19 protein-coding genes are annotated in these 20,922 nt (G+C 56.6%); 6 read left to right on the top strand and 13 right to left on the bottom strand.

What is annotated here, in order from left to right; genetic code table 11:
* The first annotated feature begins 4 nt into the window (after positions 1 to 4).
* Entirely contained in the window at positions 5 to 838 is an 834-nt protein-coding gene (locus MP439_03525; protein MCI2975131.1) for an ABC transporter permease, read from the top strand.
* Here the strand turns inward: MP439_03525 and MP439_03520 are convergent.
* A complete protein-coding gene (locus MP439_03520; GenBank protein ID MCI2975130.1) occupies positions 820 to 2,370 on the bottom strand; it encodes a UDP-N-acetylmuramoyl-L-alanyl-D-glutamate--2,6-diaminopimelate ligase in 1,551 nt (516 codons plus the stop codon). The genes MP439_03525 and MP439_03520 overlap by 19 nt on opposite strands.
* A gap of 2 nt (positions 2,371 to 2,372) precedes the next feature.
* On the opposite strand from MP439_03520, the gene MP439_03515 reads away from it, so the two are divergent.
* Positions 2,373 to 3,284, top strand: a complete 912-nt coding sequence (locus MP439_03515; GenBank protein MCI2975129.1) for a glycosyltransferase family 2 protein — start codon at positions 2,373 to 2,375, stop codon at positions 3,282 to 3,284.
* On the opposite strand, the gene MP439_03510 is transcribed toward MP439_03515, so the two are convergent.
* Positions 3,281 to 3,916: a DedA family protein gene (locus MP439_03510; GenBank protein ID MCI2975128.1), complete on the bottom strand. Its 636-nt coding sequence runs from the start codon at positions 3,914 to 3,916 to the stop codon at positions 3,281 to 3,283. The two genes, MP439_03515 and MP439_03510, sit on opposite strands and share 4 nt — an antisense overlap.
* Positions 3,917 to 3,966: 50 nt before the next feature.
* Here MP439_03510 and tatA point away from each other — a divergent pair, with 50 nt between their 5' ends.
* The gene (gene tatA / locus MP439_03505; protein MCI2975127.1) at positions 3,967 to 4,173 is read left to right on the top strand and encodes a twin-arginine translocase TatA/TatE family subunit; all 207 of its coding nucleotides are present in this window, start codon (positions 3,967 to 3,969) and stop codon (positions 4,171 to 4,173) included.
* Between the two features lie 937 nt (positions 4,174 to 5,110).
* On the opposite strand, the gene MP439_03500 is transcribed toward tatA, so the two are convergent.
* The 8 genes from MP439_03500 to MP439_03465 form a co-directional block, all read right to left on the bottom strand.
* Complete coding sequence (locus tag MP439_03500; protein MCI2975126.1) at positions 5,111 to 5,527, bottom strand: cytochrome c oxidase subunit 4; 417 nt, start codon at positions 5,525 to 5,527, stop codon at positions 5,111 to 5,113.
* Complete coding sequence (gene ctaD / locus MP439_03495; GenBank protein MCI2975125.1) at positions 5,511 to 7,199, bottom strand: cytochrome c oxidase subunit I; 1,689 nt, start codon at positions 7,197 to 7,199, stop codon at positions 5,511 to 5,513. Before ctaD ends, MP439_03500 begins: the two co-directional genes overlap by 17 nt.
* 70 nt (positions 7,200 to 7,269) lie before the next feature.
* A complete protein-coding gene (locus MP439_03490; GenBank protein ID MCI2975124.1) occupies positions 7,270 to 8,013 on the bottom strand; it encodes a cytochrome c oxidase subunit II in 744 nt (247 codons plus the stop codon).
* 41 nt (positions 8,014 to 8,054) lie between these two features.
* A complete protein-coding gene (locus tag MP439_03485; GenBank protein ID MCI2975123.1) occupies positions 8,055 to 9,617 on the bottom strand; it encodes a ubiquinol-cytochrome c reductase cytochrome b subunit in 1,563 nt (520 codons plus the stop codon).
* Positions 9,614 to 10,510 (bottom strand): ubiquinol-cytochrome c reductase iron-sulfur subunit, encoded by an 897-nt coding sequence (locus tag MP439_03480; protein MCI2975122.1) that lies wholly within the window; start codon positions 10,508 to 10,510, stop codon positions 9,614 to 9,616. The genes MP439_03485 and MP439_03480 overlap by 4 nt, the downstream gene beginning before the upstream one ends.
* The gene (locus tag MP439_03475; GenBank protein ID MCI2975121.1) at positions 10,503 to 11,381 is read right to left on the bottom strand and encodes a c-type cytochrome; all 879 of its coding nucleotides are present in this window, start codon (positions 11,379 to 11,381) and stop codon (positions 10,503 to 10,505) included. The genes MP439_03480 and MP439_03475 overlap by 8 nt, the downstream gene beginning before the upstream one ends.
* A 41-nt stretch (positions 11,382 to 11,422) precedes the next feature.
* Positions 11,423 to 12,019 (bottom strand): cytochrome c oxidase subunit 3, encoded by a 597-nt coding sequence (locus tag MP439_03470; protein ID MCI2975120.1) that lies wholly within the window; start codon positions 12,017 to 12,019, stop codon positions 11,423 to 11,425.
* Between the two features lie 70 nt (positions 12,020 to 12,089).
* Positions 12,090 to 14,243: an AAA family ATPase gene (locus MP439_03465; protein ID MCI2975119.1), complete on the bottom strand. Its 2,154-nt coding sequence runs from the start codon at positions 14,241 to 14,243 to the stop codon at positions 12,090 to 12,092.
* A gap of 303 nt (positions 14,244 to 14,546) precedes the next feature.
* Here MP439_03465 and hemE point away from each other — a divergent pair, with 303 nt between their 5' ends.
* Positions 14,547 to 15,527, top strand: a complete 981-nt coding sequence (gene hemE, locus MP439_03460) for a uroporphyrinogen decarboxylase (GenBank protein MCI2975118.1) — start codon at positions 14,547 to 14,549, stop codon at positions 15,525 to 15,527.
* On the top strand, positions 15,524 to 16,858 hold the full coding sequence (locus tag MP439_03455; protein ID MCI2975117.1) for an FAD-dependent oxidoreductase: 1,335 nt from the start codon (positions 15,524 to 15,526) through the stop codon (positions 16,856 to 16,858). Before hemE ends, MP439_03455 begins: the two co-directional genes overlap by 4 nt.
* 159 nt (positions 16,859 to 17,017) lie before the next feature.
* Here the strand turns inward: MP439_03455 and cobT are convergent, their stop codons facing one another.
* Both cobT and MP439_03445 read right to left on the bottom strand, forming a co-directional pair.
* On the bottom strand, positions 17,018 to 18,055 hold the full coding sequence (cobT, locus tag MP439_03450) for a nicotinate-nucleotide--dimethylbenzimidazole phosphoribosyltransferase (protein ID MCI2975116.1): 1,038 nt from the start codon (positions 18,053 to 18,055) through the stop codon (positions 17,018 to 17,020).
* Positions 18,052 to 18,498: a GtrA family protein gene (locus MP439_03445; GenBank protein ID MCI2975115.1), complete on the bottom strand. Its 447-nt coding sequence runs from the start codon at positions 18,496 to 18,498 to the stop codon at positions 18,052 to 18,054. Before MP439_03445 ends, cobT begins: the two co-directional genes overlap by 4 nt.
* 112 nt (positions 18,499 to 18,610) lie before the next feature.
* Between MP439_03445 and tesB the strand changes: the two genes are divergently transcribed.
* Positions 18,611 to 19,462, top strand: a complete 852-nt coding sequence (gene tesB, locus MP439_03440; protein ID MCI2975114.1) for an acyl-CoA thioesterase II — start codon at positions 18,611 to 18,613, stop codon at positions 19,460 to 19,462.
* Positions 19,463 to 19,644: 182 nt separating this feature from the next.
* Here tesB and MP439_03435 read toward each other — a convergent pair whose 3' ends face one another.
* A complete protein-coding gene (locus MP439_03435) occupies positions 19,645 to 20,913 on the bottom strand; it encodes a citrate synthase (GenBank protein ID MCI2975113.1) in 1,269 nt (422 codons plus the stop codon).
* Between the last annotated feature and the right edge of the window lie 9 nt (positions 20,914 to 20,922).

Raw genomic sequence — 20,922 nt, 5'->3', positions numbered from 1 at the left:
AACTATGGCAACCATCCAAATCGCAACCGAGCAACACTCCAAGTTCTACTGGATGATCGCGGACGCGCTGACGATCACGAAACGCAACCTACTCAACTACGTTCGCATCCCTCAGTCGCTGGTGTTTTCCACGATTCAACCGGTCATGTTCGTACTCCTATTTCGCTACGTCTTCGGCGGAGCGATCGGTTCGGAGACATCAAGACTCGGGCTGAGCTATGTCAACTACTTGATGCCAGGGATCTTTATTCAAACCATCGCCTTCGGCTCTGTGCAGACCGGGGTTGGCCTCGCGGAAGACCTCCAAAAGGGGCTTATCGAGCGCTTTCATGCCCTACCGATGTCCCGTTCGGCGGTACTCGCAGGTAGAACGCTCGCAGACCTCATCCGCAACCTGGTGGTGATCGTTATTATGATCGTGGTCGGCTTCTTGGTCGGCTTTCGCATCGGCACCAACGTCGGAGAGTTCCTCGCTGGAATTGGCATCGCTCTCTTGTTCGCCTACGCACTGTCATGGTTCTTCGCCCTGATCGGGCTAGCAGCGCCCAACAGCGAGACAGCTCAGGTCATGGCGTTCCCTCTGCTCTTCCCCTTGACCTTTGCCTCATCCGCCTTCGTGCCAGTTCAGACCATGCCATCATGGCTGCGAGGGTTCGCAAATCATCAGCCACTCAGTGTCGCCGTCAATGCCGCCAGAAGCCTTATGGACGGCCCGATTGCGGCTCACGCAGCCAACTCTACTACCGAGAGCCTCGCTGTGACGGCCATCATCTGGTGCATCGGCTTGTTGATCATCATGATCCCGTTGTCGGTGAATATCTACCGCAAACGCGTCTGAGTGCCAAGCCGAGTGACCACAGCAGACCGTGCCACCTCCCGATCGTCGAGATACACGACCGCTGACCCCACACGGAGGCTCTGCTCATGACCCCGGCCGACGATCAGAACCGTATCGCCCACACCAGCTTCATCGATGGCGAGCGTAATGGCTCGACGTCGGTCTAGTTCAACCACCATTCGCGGGGTGGCAACGTCCAACGTACCAGCGAGGAGCTGAGCGACGATCTCTGCCGGCTCCTCATCTCCAGGATTATCGGCGGTCAAGATCGCGAGATCGCTCATCGCGGCCGCTCGCCCCAACTCCGGGCGCTTCAACCGATCGCGGCGACCACGAGCTCCCGCCACGAGAATGACTCTACCGCTCGGTGATTGCAAACGCACCGTCTCGATCAGCGACCGGATGGCATCAGGGGTATGGGCATAATCAACGACGACCCGAAAATCCTGGCCAAGCATGATGGACTCAAACCGCCCTGCAACCGAGTGACAATGTTCGATACCAGCAAAGACTTCATCACGATCGATTCCGAGCACGAAGCCAACAGCAGCAGCAGCAGCGCCATTGTAGGCGTTGTGGGCGCCCAAGATAGGAACCGTCAGCTCAGCAGTGTGGCCCGCGTGCGCCAGTCGAAACCGAGTCCCCGCCTCGACCAACTCGATATGACTCACAACAAAATCGTTCTCAGGGCCAGGCCCGTAAGTCACGTGATCAACAGAGACCTGACTCGCCAGGCGTCGACCCCACTCAGTGTCGGTACCGATGACGGCGGTGTTGGTCAGTGTTGGCACGAAGAGTCGCGCCTTCGTGTAGAAGTATTGTTCCATGGTGCCGTGATAGTCGAGATGCTCCGGCGAAAGATTGGTAAATACCGCCACCTCAAAGTGCATGGAATCGATCCGGTGTTGATCGATGCCATGTGACGAGACCTCCATCACGACCGACTGGGTGCCGTCACGGAGCATGTCAGCAAGGAGACGATGTAAATCAGGGGCCTCAGGTGTCGTATAGATGCTCGGTCGATTAAGTCCGGCAAACCTCGACTCGATCGTGCCGATCAGCCCAACGTTACGCTCGGACCGGTTCAGGACCGATTCGACGAGGTACGAGGTTGTTGTCTTACCATTCGTACCGGTGATACCTACGACTTCAAGTTGCTTCGATGGGTCCCCGAAGAAGTAGCTTGCCACTCGCCCGATGGCATGACGGACCGAGGGCACGACCAACTGGGGCACGTCAACACCGACAGGATGAGCCACCATGACAGCCGCCGCGCCCGCTGACACGGCATCGTCGATAAAGGTATGGCCATCGAATCGCGTCCCCCTGGTAGCGCAAAACAGTGAACCCGGTCGCACATCCCGAGAGTCAAGCGTCAGATCCTCAAGCGCAACTGAATCCCCGATCAGCTCGGCCGAAGGCAGCAGCTGTGCCAGCTCACCTAATCGAGGCAACGATATCGTCCCGCCGAAATGCCATGACTCATGAGATGCTAGGCTAGCAGCCACAACGGTCAATGGAATCGCGGACATCTATGCAAATCTCTGTCGTCATCACCTGCTACAACGCTCGTGCCACACTTGGGGAGGCACTCAACAGCGTCTTGGCGCAGACGTGCCCACCCGACGAGATAATTGTGGTCGACGATGGGTCAACGGACGACTCCGCGACCATCGTCAACCAAGTCGCTCCACAGGCCATCTTGATCAGCCAGGCTAATCAGGGGGTATCGGCTGCACGCAATGCTGGCCTCCGAGCTGCGACCGGCGATCTGATCGCCCTTCTCGATGACGATGACTGCTGGCATCCCACCAAGTTGGAACGTCAACTCGCGGTACTAGATCGCTATCCCCACATCGATCTACTCGCCACTACCTGGTCGCGGACTGACCCGCTACCGACCGGCAACGAGACATTGCGTTGGGTGAGTTACCGAGATCTGACACTGATGAATCAATTCCAGACCTCGACGGTCCTCATGAGACGCGAACTCGTCACCAAAACCGCCGGTTTCGATCCTCGACTCGATGCCGTCGAAGACTGGGCCTATTGGATCAGTTGCGCAAAACTCGGCACGGTAGCCGTACTGGAAGATGCACTCGTACTTTATCGCGACTCAACCGAGGGAGTATCAAAGAATCTGCATCGCTTTTGGCAAAGAATGCAAATAATGCTTGAGCGCACAGACGCCTGTGACCAGCTTGAGCGCTCGGATCGGAGCGTAGTCACCGCCTGGCACACGCAACGGATGCTAGTCGCTTCAGTGCTAGACAAAGACATCACCTTGCTCGCACCTATCCTGTGGCACACGACGCATATCGCACCAAAGGCACACGTCAAAGCCTTGTCAGCGCTCACCATACCGTTCCTGCGTCAACGTCTCAATCGCAGAGCTTCAAGAGCCAAGCCGGCAAGCCACCCTAACTCCCGACTTCACCAACGTTAGTCCCCAGCGACCGGCTTTGATCGATGCAGCGGCGGACCAAAGTGGCGATAGAGCCCAATGCCAAAGAACAGGACCACGATCACCGCGAGGACGATCTCGCTCGTGGTGCTCGCATCCTTTAAGACCGAGGCATAATTGGCCCCTGCGATGTAGCCAAGCGCCGTGTAGAACCCAGCCCAGCAGATTCCGCCCAAAGCGTTGAAGAAAAGGAAGCGCCGATAACGCATCTTGGCAATACCTGCTGCACCCGGGATCAGAACCCGCAGTACCGTGGTGAAGCGTCCCACGAATACACCAAGGCCACCACGTCTGCGCAAGAGATCGATGGCCTTGTCAAGGGACTCCGGCTTTATGAGGCGTCTCGGGATCTTCTGGATCAACCAAGGCCCGTACCGCGCTCCAACCCAATAACCAACCGAATCTCCGATAACGGCACCCGCGGCCGCTGCTCCCCCAACAAGCCACACAGGGAACCGTCCCTGTGCCGCCAAAACTCCCCCCAACACCACCGCCGTCTCACCGGGAAAAACAAACCCAAGGAAAATCGACGCCTCCAAGGCGGGAAACGCAAAAACCAAGACCAACGCCAGCAACGAAGGAACAGATAATAGTCGGGAGACGAGAAAGTTCACTTTCTTGCCCCTCTCGTGCTAAGTTAATGGATAGTTACCGAAGGAGTACCATGTTACTAGCAGACATCTTCAGCCCAACCGACCTCATCGTAGTCGTCGTCGTTCTCCTCCTCATCTTTGGCGGCAAGCGCCTTCCTGGCCTGGCGCGATCGATTGGCTCAGCCACCTCCGAGTTCAAGAAGGGCGTCGACGAAGGCGCGCATCCAGAGGCGACTAAAGAATCTGCTAAGCCAGAGGACACGACGAGCCAGGACTAGCTCAAAGAGCCCCACCGCTACCAAGCCGAGTCCCACTGGCGTTGGTCGACTCCAACAGGTAACGGCCCCGCCGGTGTGCCCCTCGCAGCGAGTACATCAGCTCGCATCAAAGGGACCGATCCGGCTCGCACTCCGTCACGAGCATGATTGACCGCATAACGACGGCAAGTCTGGGCTGGCGACGCTCCCCAACCAAACCTCGCACTACCAGTGCAGACAACTGCGGTACCTTGGTGGAAATTCTTGACCGAGCCACCGCACGGCCTCAGTCATCCCAAGGAACTGCAAGTTTTCCTCATCCGAGTAGCAACCATGAATCCTCAAATGGCACCAAGAACCCTGACGAACCTACCAGAGCATAACCTCATTCTTTGGTGCCTCTATGGGAGTAGGTTCCCACCACAACGGCTATCTATCCGGAGCTCACTAACCCCACCAGCCCTACCACCCCAACGCCTATGCCGACGACGCTGAGTTCACCTCCCAACCAGCTGCTCAACGCAGGGCGAGCCCACCACCCGAGATCAACTCAGAACCGCCGACCTCCCGGCAAACCTAGATCGTCAACAACCCACATGACCGACGCACAAGCTACAATCAACGAAAACAAACTATCCCTGTTGCACCCGGCCACGCCGCAACCGGACGAGAGCACTCAGTCTCATTACGCAAAGCAATCACGTAACCCGTTGCCCACCCAAGACGAACCTGCAGGCCGACCCCCTACAGGCCCAACCGGGGAATCATTATAGGCACAGCCCCCGGAAATGACTCTATACAACTACTACACCGGTTATCTCAGCTCGTACGCCGCATCCAACAGCCACCCACCGAATCCGCGACGTCACCGCAACGATCGACACCACTGGAAGATCGGCTACCCGACCTGGGGTACGCTTCAGCCCAGCGGACCGATCAAGGTCGCGCTGGGAAAAGCCTAGCCGACGTTCTCTCGTTCAGAAAATGACGCTCGCTTAGACTCACCCGTTGCACCGATAGCAGCCCCGAAGACAAATCCCATCCCGATGATCGCAAACCACAACCCAAACACAAAGGCCAGGCCCACAAACCACACACCGATACCCAGGGTAAACGGGAAGATGGTGTTCTCAGGAAACTGACCAACCACGCCGGTGATGTCCCTTGGCTCTATCTCCGGTATGTCTTCGGGACGTTGCTGCATCCTTCTAGACCACCAACCAAGGTACAAGCCCGGCATTAAACCAAGGCCACCACTCGCGAGCAGAAGGACGGAACCCGTCGACTCATGACTCGTAAAAAAGTAGATGAGTAGCGTGACAATGAAGAAACTACCAATACCAAGATAAACCCTGGACTCATTCCGCACTTTCATCACCTCCTGTCACCACAGGAACAGCATCAGCATGTTCAGGGTGATTCATATCCCAAGTTGGTCTGGCCGATCGTACCGGCGGCAACGAATGGAAGTTATGTGATGGAGGTGGCGACGACGTGGCCCACTCCAGAGTGAACCCATCCCACGGGTTATCACCCGCCGGACGCGGCCGACGCCATGAAACGATGAAGTTCAACAGGAACAGGAACATACCGATTCCCATCATGTAAGCTCCGACCGTCGACATCCTGTTAAGGAACGTAAAACCGTCCGTCGGTGAATATATCGCGATGCGGCGAGGCATGCCCCGTAGACCCAGGAGATACTGCGGCATAAACGTAATCCAGAACCCGATGAAGGTGACCCAGAAATTCCATTTCCCAAGTCCTTCATGCATAAACCGACCGGTGAGCTTAGGATACCAGTAGTAAATCCCCGCGAAACCAGCAAACACCGTAGTACCGATCAACACTTGATGGAAGTGCGCCACGACGAAGTAGGTGTCATGGGTATAGAAGTCGATGGGCGGTGAGGCCAACATGACACCTGTGATACCACCCATGACGAAGGCAAAGATAAATCCAACCGCAAACAACATCGATGTATTGAACTTGATCTGGCCACCCCACATGGTAGCGATCCAGGTAAACACCTTGATTCCCGTAGGCACCGCGATCAACAACGAAAGCGCCGAGAAGAACGGGAGCAATACCGTGCCCGTCGTGAACATATGGTGCGCCCATACGCCAGTAGAAAGACCAGCAATCGCAAGCGTGGCAAACACCATTCCCTTGTAACCGAAGATCGGCTTCTTAGAAAACACCGGGATGAGTTCACTCACAATGCCGAAGAACGGGAGAGCCAGGATATAGACCTCCGGATGGCCGAAGAACCAGAAGAGGTTTTGCCACATCACTGGGACACCACCTCCAGCGACACTAAAGAAGTGAGCACCGAAATGCCTGTCAGCGTATAACAACACCAACGCAGCCGTGAGCACCGGGAACGCAATCAGAATCAAGATACCGGTAACCAACATGCTCCATGTGAAGAGAGGCATCCGAAACATGGTCATCCCGGGAGCCCGCAGGTAGAAAATAGTGGTCACAAGATTGACAGCGGTAAAGATGCCAGAGAAGCCCACCAAGGCAATGGAGACAATCCAGAGGTCCGGACCCGGTCCAGGCGAATACGGAGCGGTAGACAAGGGAGCGTATGCAACCCAACCGAACGCTGCGGCACCAGACGCGGTGAAGAAACCTAACAACATCGTCACTCCACCAGTGAGGAACAACCAGTACGAAAGGTTGTTGAGCCGCGGGAAGGCCATGTCCGGAGCTCCGATCTGCAACGGGACGATAAAGTTGGCAAAGCCACCAAACGCAAACGGGCCGGCGAACAGGTACAACATCATGGAACCATGGATGGTAAACAGCTCGTTATAGGTCTGCAACGAGACAACATGGCCGTTTGGATTAAAAAGCTGCGTACGAATCAACAGCGCCATGGCACCGGCGATGAACATAAAGGTCAACGCCGTATACATATAGTTCTTGCCGATGACCTTGTGATCAACCGACGTTATCCACTTGTAAAAGCCACCGGGGGCCTTACGTTCATGTTGGACGACCTCGGCGGTGTGGACCATTGGCTCCTGAAGCGTTGTCATGCTTTCACCATATCCCTTTTATCTTCACTAACAATAATCTGGCTATTCCCGCCCATACCCATCCAGAGCCTCACGAACCCTGATGCGCATGGATCCACGACTGGAACTGACTCGGCGATACGACATGCACATAGAACAGCATGTCCGCGTGATACAGCCCACAGAACTGTGAGCAACGCCCAATGAAGTTCGCAGTATGTTGAGGCGTAAAATCGAAATAGTTCGTGACCCCTGGGAGCGCATAACGCGAGAAGTCAAACTCCGGCATATAGAACCCATGCACCACATCGTTGGATACCAACCGGAATGTTGCCGTCTCCCCCACTGGGAGCTCCAACGTCGGGTACAGATCGACACCCTTCGTGATGGTGGTAACGCCATACTTCGGATAGTAAAACTTCCAACCCCACTGGAACCCTGTGACGTCAACCCGAAGATTGGGATTGCGTGCGACAGTGTCAACCTTGTTCTCAACTCGCACCGTAAAGAAGAATAAGATCGCCACGATCACAACCGGCACCACCGTATAGAACACCTCAAGCTTAGTATTGCCGTGGACCTGCTTTGGGATAATCGACTCACCCTTGCGACGAAACCTGATGATCGCAAGCGCAAGCAGGATAAAGGTGATGCCACCAACGAAAATAGATGCTACAAAAAATCCCTGCCAAAGATGGTAGGTACTGTTACCCTGAACCGTATTGCCCTTGAAGGCGCCAAATGACGGTATGTTGCACGCGGACAATACCAAACCAGCGGCGCCAATGCCAGCCACCGGGCCGAACAAACGCCTAGCTTTGTGCGCCCAGCTCAATTCGAGGCTCCCTTTCTTGAACGACCTAACCATGTGCAACCTCAATCCCTCGGCACCTCGAACACTCCATGCTCATCGCCGACCTCGCTGGAGCGCTCCTCACCATCCTCAGACGCGTGCGGAGCATGCCCGTTTCCGTTGCCTCCAACCAAAGAGCGATAGGCCACCTCTTCGGGCAACTCCAGGATCTCCTCATCGACTTCATGCAGTGCCAACTCGCCAAAAACAAAGGAACCATCAATTCCGCGCCGAATCTCAACCGGAGTTTTCGGCTCCCCAATTGATGGCAGTTCCGACAACTCTCGGAGCAACAAATAAGTGACGGTACCAGCAACTAAGGGCAAGACGAACAACATGATCCGCAAGGTCCAAAGCATCAAGTTGAGCGAGGTCTCAAAGGTGTTGGCCAATACGTCAGTAGCACTGGCAAGAAACAGAACGATATAGAACATCAAGATCCCCACGCCAACCGACGTGCGCACCGGGTGCTCACGAGGACGATCACAGATGTTGTGCTCTTGGTTGTCCTTACTAAACCGCTTCTCGATCCATGGCCAGGCAAAGATCAAGCCAAAGGTGATCCCAGGAAGCAGTACCGCCGGGAAGAAGACGTTTGGAATCATGTGCCCGCCGTACGTGGGACCAAACACCGCCTCCCAACTCGGCATCAGTCGAAGAGCACCATCAAGCCAACCCATGTACCAGTCTGGTTGTACCGCGTACGAAACCTTGTATGGGATATAAGGGCCATATAGCCAGATCGGATTGATCTGCACGAAGCCACCGAGCGCCGCGATCACCGCCGAGGTGATGAAGAAGAACCCTCCGGCCTGCAAGGCGTACGCAGGCCAGAACGGAATGCCCACAACATTTCTGTTGGTACGGCCCTTCCCTGGATACTGGGTGTGCTTCTGGTGCCACATGATAGCCAAGTGCGCGCCGATCAGCGCTGCGATGATGGCTGGCAAAATGAGCACATGGATGATGAAGAATCGCGGGATGATATCCGTACCCGGGAAATTCGACCCGAACACGAAGAACGCAAGATAGCTGCCGATGACCGGAATCGAGAGGATGATCGAGAATGCGATCCTGATACCGGTACCTGAGACCAGATCATCAGGAAGCGAGTATCCGATAAAGCCGTTCACAATCGCGAGTATCAACAACGAGCTACCGATGATCCAGTTGAGCTCGCGTGGCTTACGGTAGGCGCCGGTAAAGAAGATCCGCAGCAAGTGGACCACGATCGCCGCGATGAACACATCAGCAGCCCAGTGGTGAATCTGGCGCATCACCAGACCCGCTCGCACGTTAAACGAAATGTTCAACGTCGATGCATATGCCTCAGACATCTTCTGTCCTCTGAGCGGTGCATACGACCCGTGGTACACGATCATGTGCTGAGAAGGCACATAGAACAACGTCAAGAACACACCGGTAAAGATGAGAATCACAAAGGAGTACAGCGCAATCTCACCCAACATAAACGACCAGTGATCAGGGAAGATCTTGTTGAACGAGTTACGGGCAAACTTGGCAACCCCAAGCCGCTCATCGGCGAAATCCGCTGCGCCTACCGCTCTCTCTTCTAACGTGCTCACGCTCCACGCTCCCAAAACCCAGGGCCAACAGGCTCATTAAATCCGGACTGTGACCGCAGGACACCGTCGGAATCGATATAGAGAGGTAACTGTGGCAACGGCCGCGGCGCCGGACCAAAAACGTTCGTGGCACCGGTCAGTACGTCAAAGAGACTCTGGTGACACGGGCAGAGCAGCTGTTGCGTTAGCTCTTCGTACAACCCCACCGGACATCCAGCATGGGTGCACACCTTGGAGAAGGCCAAGTACCCCTGCGGACCCCAAGTCTCCCGACCGGGACGCGTGACCAAGTTATAGTCCGCAGCCCGCACCAGAATCACCTGATCGATAGCGTTCGTGGGCTCGCCCTCGAAACCTTTAGGGAATACGGTCATAACCCCACCGACCTCGAGATCACTGGCAAGCACGACGCGTCCGTCTGCGGTAACCAATTCCGACCCATGCTTCCAATTCGTGACAAAAAGCGACTTCCCGGGAACGGGACCGAGCGACCGGAGAAACGGGAACAGGTTAATGATGCCAAAGACTCCTACCGCCCCGCCAAGCAGACGCAACAGAAACTTGCGGCGCCCGACCTGACCAAGACCTCGCGACAGCGACGCATGCATGGCATCGATGTCTTCGGGAGCGCTCTTCATCTCGTGCCGCTCTTGCACGTAGGGACCCTGTGGGACAAGATATTTACCCCACGAGACGATACCAACGCCGATGCCACCAAGCGCCAGGAAGAGAAAACCTCCCTCGAGTTGTGGTTGGCCACCAAGCCAGTACGTTACCCCCAGGCCAATCGTTCCAATGACCGAGAGAATGAAGCAAATCGCCACGACCTTTTCCATCAATGGGCGATGGATCTCCTCCTGGCTCTCCCCTTCAAAGAGCTGGGCCTCACTCATGAGCCCTTCCTCCAATCCAGTATCCTGCTACCATCAGCGAACCCAACCCGATCAAAATAGCGACGAAACCCTCGGCCACCGGTCCAACGCCACCAAGAGCCAGCCCACCGCGATCTTCGGGATGCTGGATGTAGGTGACATAACGAACGATATCGTCAACCTCTTGGTTTGAGAAGGTCCCGGGACCAAACCGAGGCATGTCCCCTGGTCCACTACGAATCGCCTCGGCCACCTCTGTCGGCGTCGCCGCCCACAACGATGGCGCATAGATGTTGTTGGACAACTCATCGCCAGCACCAGTAATCGTATGGCAGGCAGCACAGTTCTCCGCAAAAAGAGACTCACCCTTTGACAGGTTTGCCAAACCCAAATTAGGCGAGGGAATTGCCACGCCACCAGGAGCGAGTGATGCCACATACGCCGAGACCGCCAACTGCTGCTCGTGCGAGAGCCTCGGCGGCTTGACCGCGGCCTGCTCAGTCGGATCAGCAAGGGGCATTCGACCCGTTGCCACCCAAAAATCAACCGTTCCAGCTCCTAAACCCTGCAGATCTGGAGCACGCACCGATCCCTCTGCATCCGGCCCGTGACAGGTCTGACAATCTTCAGCAAAAAGTTGGCGACCCTGCGGGATCAGACCTCGCGGAGGGTTCTTATAGACGATGGGCTGACCAGAGGAAGAGGCATGCGCCGACGGCTTGGCTGCCTTCTTCGATGCCGGGGCGACCTTGGCGCTGACCAACGCCTGAGTATGGCTCTGATGTGGATACAAAGCGATCGTAGCAAGCGCGAGAACCGCAGCGCCTGAGGCTACCGAACCGACCAACCAAGTGAGCTGGGAACGCCCCTTACCTTCGTGTTTTTTACCCATCTTCACGATATGAACCTCTCATCACCAAATAAACCACGCGACTAATGCACCAAGAACAGGCAGGCGTACAACGCAACCCAGACGATATCGACAAAGTGCCAGTAGTAAGAGAGCGCCTGGAGTCCAGGCAAATGACGGGAGCCACCTTTGATACCCTTAAGGCGCAACAACAGGAACAACATGGCCACAAGACCAAGGATCACGTGCAATCCATGAACACCAGACATCACGTAAAAGAGCGATCCATAGGCGTTGGTCTGAGGTCCAAACTTTAGCGTCGACCACTCAACCGCCTGGTTGGCGATAAACGAACCACCCATCACGAAAGTCAACACGATCCACCACATCGCACTTCGGGGACGATCATGCTCGGCTTCAAAGACGGCCTTTTGCATCGTCACGCTCGACATGACAAGGATGGCGGTGAAAATACCAGCTTGAACCGTATCGAGATGGGTCCCGGCGGGTGGCCACGGCGACCCGTCGTGAGCGCGAATCGTAAAGTAGGCAGCAAACAAACCACTGAAAAACATAAGCTCAGAGCCGAGCCAGACGATGGTACCCAAGCCAAGGATGGACGGCTTCGAAAAGCGAATCGGCTCACGCTTCACTGGCGCTGTGACAGTAGTCTCAGCCATTCTTACCAATCACTCCCAACACTCCTCCGCCAGACCAACTCTGACTCACTCTACAACTTACGCGTCATGCTTACGCAAGCATGAACTCGGCCCATCCAGGGACTGAGTTAAGGAACACCAACGAAACAGAGCGAGTAGCACGAGTCAATGCAACGTACACCGATCTGGTGAGAAGGTCACCCTCTTCGACGGTGTCGAAACCAACAAGCGCTACTGAATCGAACTCCATCCCTTTGACCCCGGACACACTAGCTACGAACACTCTAGTGACATCGACTTTGCAATTGCAAATCAAATCCAACAGCGCTGGTGCGCCATCAGGCACCACTAAGGCCACCGTCCCCTCAGCTTCTTGGAGCCATCGCCGCACCTGGTCTTCCAGGTGTGCCACAAGATAGTCTCGATCCACAATCTGCGCACTCAACTGACCCAGTGATGCACGGATGGGGATCTCATCAAATGCCTGGTTGCCCAGGATACGGCCCCGAAGCCGTCCAGCCACCTCGGCTAGCTTTTGGGGCGAACGATAGTTGACGGGCAACCGGATGAGCTCAAAATTCGCAACGTTAAACGGGGCTAACACCTCCGACCACGACCTCCCTCGAAAGGGGCCGACCGCCTGGGCGAGGTCTCCCAGCACCGTGAGAGAGTCCTTAGATGCCCTCCGACGAATCACCCTGGCGGCCATTGGTGATATGTCTTGAGCTTCATCAACTATAACGTGGCCAAATATCTTCGACTCGTGCGCACCGACGAGTGCATCGATTTCATCGAGCAATATGACATCCTCGTCGCTCCATTGCATGGTCGCAAACTCCTGCTCGGGGCCGACCAGCAACAGAGCAATCTCGGCTTCGCTGAGGATGGAGCCCCCAGCCAAACGCAAGAGCGGCTCACGACTCAATAAATCAAAGAGCAGCTCTTCTGCTCGCAACCGAGGCCAGATCCGCTCGACAACCCTTTGGAAGTTTTCGACCCGTCGCAGCTGCAGGATGACATCGTTTATGATGTCCTCCTCAGAGTCCTCAGGGAGTTGCAACGGCAGGTCGAGATCCTCGTCAAACAGACTGATGACGTTGTCGCTCAGCTCAGAGGGGCTCATGGATAGCTGCCCTTTGCGGAGAAACTCAACGGCTAGCTCCCTGGCAAGAAAACCCTCAACGACCTTTCTCTGTTCGTTGTGGCGACCCCTTGCGCCAGCACCAGCCGCCACTGCACGCTGGGTGAGCTCCGGCGATGCCACGAGGATGCGCGACCCGAATGGAATCTTCACGGGATACCGCAGTGGTCGCTCTCGATCTTTGACGCTACGACGCAAGACACGAACCATCCTGAGGTCACCCTTGAGGCGAGCCAGCGCCATATCTCCACTAGGAGTCGATTGAATGTGAGGCTCCCGAAGTCCCGCAATCGAGCGAACTTCGACACCACTCTCGCCAAGAGAGGGGAGGACAGAGCGAACGTATCGGACGAAGGATTCTGAGGGTCCGAGTACGAGAACACCCTGGCGTTCGAGTCTCCATCGATACGTATAGATCAGGTACGCGGCCCGGTGCAAGGCGACAGCCGTCTTGCCAGTACCGGGGGACCCCTCGATAACGATGGTTCGGTTGAGTGGGCGACGAATCAATTCATCCTGGTCAGCTTGGATCGTCTCGACGATATTGGCCATCTCCAACGTACGAGGACGCTCAAGTGCTGCATAGAGCGACGCCCGACCAACAAGATCATCTTCTGGGCTATCGCGCTCGACTCGAGTCAGGTCTTCCTGCTCTAAGCCAACAAGATGCCGCTGGGTGATGGCGAGATGCCATCGCCGCAACAGACCCATCGGGTGCAATGCCGTGGCTCGGTAGAAGGCCTCCGCCACCGGCGCGCGCCAATCCACCACAAGAGGATCGCCATCATCGTCTGAAAGCGAAATACGTCCGATATGGTACGTCGACCGGTCCTCATCGCCTTGATCGATTCGACCAAACAGTAGGGGGTGCCCCCCTACTTCAAGACGAGCAAGTCGTGCTAGCGAAGTCTCAATGGTGACATCGCGCTCGAGACGAGCCTGTGGCGTTCCCCCACGGGGTAGTTCGAGCGCCTGTTGCATTGAGGACTCAATACGAGCTCGCAAGGCCTCCAACGTTGCATACGCCCGTTCAACATAGGCATATTCATCAGAGAAGATACCCGAACGACTCGTCTCCTCGCGATCCCCACGATCAACGGCCATCAGACACCGCCACCTCGAAGCCGGCCCGCAACCATGCGCCCCTTACTATCAACGTACACCCGCTCACTTTGCTCAAACACCCACGCAAAGCGTGCATCTCGACCATCCACTCTAACCGGTTCCAGATGGGCGCTTCCCGCGCAACACCGCCAATGGGCCAGGCCATACCGACGACGAGGTCGAACGAGCGCCGGTAGACTCTGAAAGCACTGTATGACACCGACACCACTGCCAAATACCAGTCCCTCTATTCTCCTGAAGGCACTCCGCCGCGAGGCAACTGACCGGGTACCCGTGTGGTTCATGCGTCAAGCAGGTCGGTCGCTACCGGAGTATCGAGCCGTTCGCGGCGTCGACTCAATCCTCAGGGTGCTCCAACAACCCGAACTCGCTGCCGAAATAACGCTACAACCCGTCCACCGCTACGGGGTGGACGCAGCCATCCTGTACTCCGACATCATGGCTCCCCTCGCCAACCTCGACATTGGCATTGACATCGTCGCCGGGGTCGGTCCAGTCATTGAACGACCGTTCCGTGCCCTTGACGACATTATGCGACTGAGACCGATCGACCCAGCAACGGATCTGTTGGCCATGACAGATGCCATCGATCTTTGCACAGACGAGCTGACCGTCCCATTGATCGGATTCTGCGGCGGACCATTTACCATCGCAAGCTACCTCGTGGAAGGGCGCCCATCACGTTCGCACACAACGATGAAGCGGCTCATCCTCGAGGAGCCCAAGGTCTTCGCTGAGCTTGCGTCTAGGCTCGTCGATATCGCGATCACAACCTTGAAGGCTCAGATCGACCACGGCGCAAGCGTTGTCCAGATCTTCGATTCCTGGATCGGAACGCTCAGCCCATGGATGTATCGCAACGCTTTGCAGCCCCATCTGCAACGACTCGCAGCCGAAACGAGCGCTCTGGGGGTTCCGGTCATTTACTTCGGCGTCGAGACAGCCGGGCTGCTCGATGATCTTGCTCAGCTCGGCTTTGCTGGGCTCGGGCTCGATTGGAGAGTGGACCTCGATGCTGTTGCAACTCGCCTCGGGCATACGGTCGCCCTCCAGGGCAATCTCGACCCATCGATTCTGTTGGCTCCAACCGATCAGGTTCTCGCAGCCACCAAGAGCATACTTGGTGCATCAGCACTGGCTAAGGGTTACATTTTCAACCTAGGTCACGGGGTTCTTCCGGAGACGGATCCAGCTACGATTGCCGCCGTCGTAGACTTTGTACACGAACAAGGCGCACAACTTCGACGGAGACCTCTCCAGTGAACGTACTCGTCCTCGGCGGCGGCATTAGCGGACTGGCTGCTGCCTGGGAGCTCACTCGACTCGGGCACGAGGTCACCCTCATCGAGCAGGAAGAGCAGCTAGGTGGGAAGCTGCAAACCCGGGTGGTCGACGGCATCCAAGTTGAGCTCGGGCCTGACTCGTACCTTCGTCGGAACCCAGCCGCCAACGAACTCATCGGCCACCTCGAACTCGATGAGGTAGTACCGGCCGCTGGGAAGGCACTCCTCTACACCGAGATGGGAGCGCAGCCCATACCCAACGGCCTCAACCTTGGAGCCCCAAAATCACTGTCACAGGCATTACAGAACCATCTCGTTCCATTTGGATCCCGCCTTCGCGCCGCTATCGGCATGCGAGGACCGAGCCACGGCACGACCGGCGAGGGTGATGACCTTGGCACGATCGTTACCCGTCGTTACGGGCGTCGATGGTCAGACACCAACATCGAGCCATTGGTCGGCGGGATCAATGCCAACACGATCTACGGCTTAAGCGCATCGACAAGCGCCCCATCGATCATCGCACCCACAACACCGACCACCGCTCAACCGACGCAACCGCAAGGACCGATCTTTGCTGCGCCGAGCACTGGACTGAGTACGCTGGTGACCAAGCTCCGCCAGGAGCTCGAGTCGCGAGGATGTCACTTCGTCACCTCCTCACCGGTGCAGACAGTTGAGCGCACTCGACCCTCGAACGTGATCGTGACGACCACTACTGAGTCCTACGCGGCAGACCGTGTCTTGATCGCAGTGCCAGCGTTTCAGGCAGCCGCGATGCTTGACCCCATCCTTGGTGAGGATATCGAGCTGCTCAAGTCGATCCACTACGCATCGGTTTCGATGTCGATTGTCCTGACCGACGGGCCGATTCCTGACCGACTACGTGAGATCAGCGGTGTCTTAGTGGCCAGAAACCTTGGACTGATGACAACCGCTGTGTCCATTGCCTCGAACAAGTGGCCAACCACCTTGCCAAACGATGCATCGCTGTTGCGGATATCGACCGGTTCGTTGTACGATCGACGACACCTACGAATCAATGACGATGAACTCGAGTCCACACTCATGATCGAGAGCCAACGCATTCTCGATTGGAATTTTCAACCTACATGGCACCGGGTTGTCCGCTGGCCGCGTGCGTTTCCACACTTTCGTCCCTACCATCGGCTACTGATTGCAAAGCTTGACGCCTGCCTCAACGACCAATTCCACGGAGACATCGTCGTGACTGGATCCTACATCAATGGATCCGGCATCCCCACTTGCATCGCCTCAGCTCGTGAGCGCTCAGGGTGGCTCACTCAGTAGCTGATCACCAGCACAACGACCGCATCACCATACCTGCCATCTGCCCTAGTTGGAATTGCCCAACCTGAACAACGTCGACCACATAGCGACCGTTAGCCTGGAGTGTCGCCACCTTACCCCCATGAAGCCGTTACTGACACGAGGCTAGATCAGAGACCATCAGTCTTTACTAGCAACCCCCGCCGAGTCGAAGGTCGCCATCTCAGCAAGAACACGAGCCGCGGCACGCACCATCGGCACCGACAGAACCGCGCCCGTCCCTTCACCGAGGCGCAGACCAAGGTCGATCAATGGCGTCAATCCGAGGTGAGCAAGACCAACCGAGGCACCAGGTTCGACCGAGCGGTGCCCCGCGATAAGGTATTGCTTGACGACCGGGTCTTCAAGCGAGGCCAACAGGGCCGCCGCGACGGCGATCACCCCGTCGAGAATCACCGGTATGCCTGCCTCGGCGGCGCCCAAGATCAACCCCGTCAGGAACGCATGCTCGAACCCGCCCATCCGCGCGAGAAGCTGCGAGGGCACCGCGCGATCCCCATCGAAGGAATCGACCACTTGGGCAACGACCGCTGTCTTCTTCGCAAGGGTATGGTCATCGATTCCTGTCCCCCGCCCAGTTACCTCCGTAGCGCTCACGCCGGTCACTGCCGAGATGAGAGCAGCCGACGGTGTGGTGTTGGCGATTCCCATATCGCCGGTCAGTAGCAAGTCGACCCCTCGAGAGGCTTGGAGCAAAGCAAAACGCGCACCCTCATCGATCAGTTCGATCGCCATCGACTCTGGCATTGCTGCCTCGCGATGGATATTCCCGGTCATCTGCGCACGCTTGACCACATGTAACATCGGCGAGGACTCAAATTGGGCGCGCACCCCACAATCGACGACCATAACCCGAGCTCCAACTTCGTTGGCGAGCACGTTGATCGCAGCTCCGCCAGCAAGAAAATTCTCCAACATCTGCGCCGTGACCTCCTGGGGCCAAGGCGTCACACCTTCGACGATCACACCATGATCCCCCGCGGCCACGACCACCAGTGGGTCCTGCGGTACCGGCGGTGGACAGACACGATAGATCCCGGCCAGCTGAGCACCGAGGTCCTCGAGGCGACCGAGGGAACCTTCGGGCTTGGTCAAGCGAGCCTGGAGGCTCCGTGCTTCTTTGATAGCGAGCGCATCGACTGGCTCGTAGCGACTCATGACGCATCAACTCCCTGCGGATTCTGATTACCAAACATCCAGATGTTGAAGATGAAAAACTTACCCACCCAGACGATCCCAAAGGCCGCCAACGAGGCGACGTTGACGAATAGTGCATCGAGCAGGTGAGAGAAACCATGCGATTGAGCAAACCCCTGGGCGAGCCCAACCGTCCACGCCGAGAGTCCAAGACCGAGGAAAGCCAGTACCCAGAACGGGGCGACCTCACGCCAAAAGTGTGACTTGCCAGACTTGCCCCAGGCCCAGTTGCGGTTCAGATAGTACGAAGGTATCGCCGCGACCGCTGTGGCTACGATATTGGAGACTTCGGCAGAAAAGAGGCGAAAAGCCCCGAACACCAGGAAGAGAACCACTTCTGTAACAGCCACCGATATCACCGAAGCAAGTGCATATTTGATTGCCGTAGCGCCGACTCGTGCCACCAACCAACCATAGACTGTGCGATAAAGCGACTGCACGGCAGTAGCCTAGTCGTTCCCCAGCAACGTTATCGGCGGACTCGTTAACTACTGCGGCCAGAGAAATGGAGAAACCGTGTCCAAGGCTCTTGATGACCTAATTGACCTTCTCGACCTCGAGGCCATTGAGGTCAACATCTTCCGCGGCCAGAGCCCGCGAGAGGATCGACAGCGGGTTTTTGGTGGCCAGGTGGCCGGCCAAGCGCTCGTTGCAGCAGGCCGAACCGTCTCCGAAGATCGAGTCGTGCATAGCCTCCATGCCTACTTCATCCGCCCCGGCGATCCAAGCATCCCACTGCTCTACGAGGTTGAGCGAATTCGAGATGGAAGAAGCTTCTCGACTCGCAGGGTACTAGCGATTCAACACGGCAAACCGATCTTCAACCTCTCGGCATCCTTCCAGATCGTCGAGGAGGGACTTGAGCACCAGACGACCGCCCCTGAAGTGCCAGACCCACTGAGCCTTCCCGACTTTACAGAGACGATGGCTCCGTGGGCTGAGTTGATGGGTGACTGGTTTGAACGTCCACGACCGTTTGATATCCGCTACGTCTTACCACCAACCATGGCCAAACAGCCAGAGCCACGCGAACCCAAGCAGCGTATCTGGTTGCGCGCCGACGGTGAATTGCCAGACACACCGCTGCTCCACGCCTGTCTCTTTGCCTATGCATCCGATATGACGCTACTCGACAGCACGTTACTACCCCACCAGCTGTCTTGGATGGACCGAAGGATCTTTGCCGCCAGCCTCGACCATGCCATGTGGTTCCACCGTGCAGGCCGAGCCGACGACTGGTTCCTCTACGACATGGTGAGCCCCACCACCCAGCACTCGCGAGGTCTCGCCCAAGGCTCGATGTATGACCAGTCGGGGCGGCTGTTGCTTTCGGTGGCACAGGAGGGGTTGATCAGAGTCCGCGATTAGGCCACGACTCGATAACAACTAGGCACCTTGGCATCGCAATCGATGCCAAAACCTCAACCGGCACCAAACCACCATCAATGCCAAACCTTGATCGACACGAAGAATGACCCGCATCCATCTCAATAACCCCCCGTAAGGAGTCATGCGGACGGAAGCGGGCACAGTTGATCTTTCTGAGCGAGCTACCGTTCGCTGATCGGCACGAAATCGCGCTTATCTGCACCGATGTAACGCTGGCGAGGCCGCGCAATCTTCGCGTCCTGATCAAGCAGCTCCTGCCAATGTGCGAGCCAGCCCGACATACGCGGAATCGCAAACAATACCGGGAACATATCGACCGGGAAACCCATCGCCTGATAGATCAGTCCAGAATAGAAATCAACGTTCGGGTAGAGCTTCCGCGAGATAAAGTACTCATCAGAGAGCGCCACCTCCTCCAGCTTCAAAGCGATGTCTAGCAGCGGGTTTTTGCCGGTCACATCAAAAACGTCGTAGGCAACACTCTTGATGATCTTTGCGCGCGGATCATAGTTCTTGTAGACTCGATGTCCGAATCCTTGGAGAAGCCCATGACCCTCCTTGACGGCACGCACGAAGTCAGGAACGTTCTCGATACTCCCAATCTCACCCAACATCTTCACAACAGCCTCGTTCGCACCGCCGTGACGGGGCCCATAGAGCGCGGCACAGGCAGCCGCGGCAGAGGAGTAGGGGTCCGAATGCGCAGAGCCCACAACACGCATAGCCGTCGTCGAGCAATTCTGTTCGTGGTCGGCATGGAGAATGAAAAGGACATCTACGGCACGGATCAAGCGTGGATCAGCCTCGTAACGGGGTTCGGCGATCTTCCACATCATCGACAAAAAGTTCTCAGGAAAACTCAAGGCATTGTCGGGGTAGACAAAGGGCATGCCTTGGGAAAATCGATAGGCAGCTGCAGCCAGTGTCGGCATCTTTGCGATGAGTCGGACAATCTGACGATGTCGGGATTCGGGATCAAAGATCTCCTTGGCATCCAGGTAGAACGTTGAGAGGGCCGCCACAGCCGATACCAGGATCCCCATCGGGTGTGCATCGTAATGGAAACCCTCAAGAAAGCGCTTGCGAACGTTCTCATGGATAAAGGTGTGATGGGTGACCTCATCAACCCAGGCTGCAAGTTGCGCCTCGGTTGGGAGCTCCCCATTGAGCAGGAGGTAGGCGACCTCCAGATACGTCGACTTTTCCGCCAGCTGTTCGATCGGATAACCCCGATATCGAAGAATCCCTGCATCACCGTCAAGATAGGATATCGAACTTTCCGACATCGCCGTCGTCACCAGTGCGGGATCCAAGAACCAAATACCCGGCAAATGCTTGTTCCACTGCTGCGCCGACACCGTACCGTCGACGATGGGCACCTCAAACGACTCACCCGTTCGATTATCTGTGATCGTGATTGACTCAGCCATATTATCCTC

Origin of the sequence: Ferrimicrobium sp. (genome assembly GCA_022690815.1) — a bacterium.
In the GTDB taxonomy this organism is placed as follows: Bacteria; Actinomycetota; Acidimicrobiia; order Acidimicrobiales; family Acidimicrobiaceae; genus Ferrimicrobium.
The sequence above is the reverse complement of the archived record's forward strand: the minus strand, read 5'-3'. Positions and strand labels throughout refer to the sequence as shown.

Coding starts and splice junctions, on each gene's coding strand:
- MP439_03525 (MCI2975131.1), top strand. CDS start 5: ATGGCAACCATCCAAATCGCAACCGAGCAACACTCCAAGTTCTACTGG.
- MP439_03520 (MCI2975130.1), bottom strand. CDS start 2,370: ATGTCCGCGATTCCATTGACCGTTGTGGCTGCTAGCCTAGCATCTCAT.
- MP439_03515 (MCI2975129.1), top strand. CDS start 2,373: ATGCAAATCTCTGTCGTCATCACCTGCTACAACGCTCGTGCCACACTT.
- tatA (MCI2975127.1), top strand. CDS start 3,967: ATGTTACTAGCAGACATCTTCAGCCCAACCGACCTCATCGTAGTCGTC.
- MP439_03500 (MCI2975126.1), bottom strand. CDS start 5,527: ATGAAAGTGCGGAATGAGTCCAGGGTTTATCTTGGTATTGGTAGTTTC.
- ctaD (MCI2975125.1), bottom strand. CDS start 7,199: ATGACAACGCTTCAGGAGCCAATGGTCCACACCGCCGAGGTCGTCCAA.
- MP439_03480 (MCI2975122.1), bottom strand. CDS start 10,510: ATGAGTGAGGCCCAGCTCTTTGAAGGGGAGAGCCAGGAGGAGATCCAT.
- MP439_03475 (MCI2975121.1), bottom strand. CDS start 11,381: ATGGGTAAAAAACACGAAGGTAAGGGGCGTTCCCAGCTCACTTGGTTG.
- MP439_03470 (MCI2975120.1), bottom strand. CDS start 12,019: ATGGCTGAGACTACTGTCACAGCGCCAGTGAAGCGTGAGCCGATTCGC.
- MP439_03465 (MCI2975119.1), bottom strand. CDS start 14,243: ATGGCCGTTGATCGTGGGGATCGCGAGGAGACGAGTCGTTCGGGTATC.
- hemE (MCI2975118.1), top strand. CDS start 14,547: ATGCGTCAAGCAGGTCGGTCGCTACCGGAGTATCGAGCCGTTCGCGGC.
- cobT (MCI2975116.1), bottom strand. CDS start 18,055: ATGAGTCGCTACGAGCCAGTCGATGCGCTCGCTATCAAAGAAGCACGG.
- MP439_03435 (MCI2975113.1), bottom strand. CDS start 20,913: ATGGCTGAGTCAATCACGATCACAGATAATCGAACGGGTGAGTCGTTT.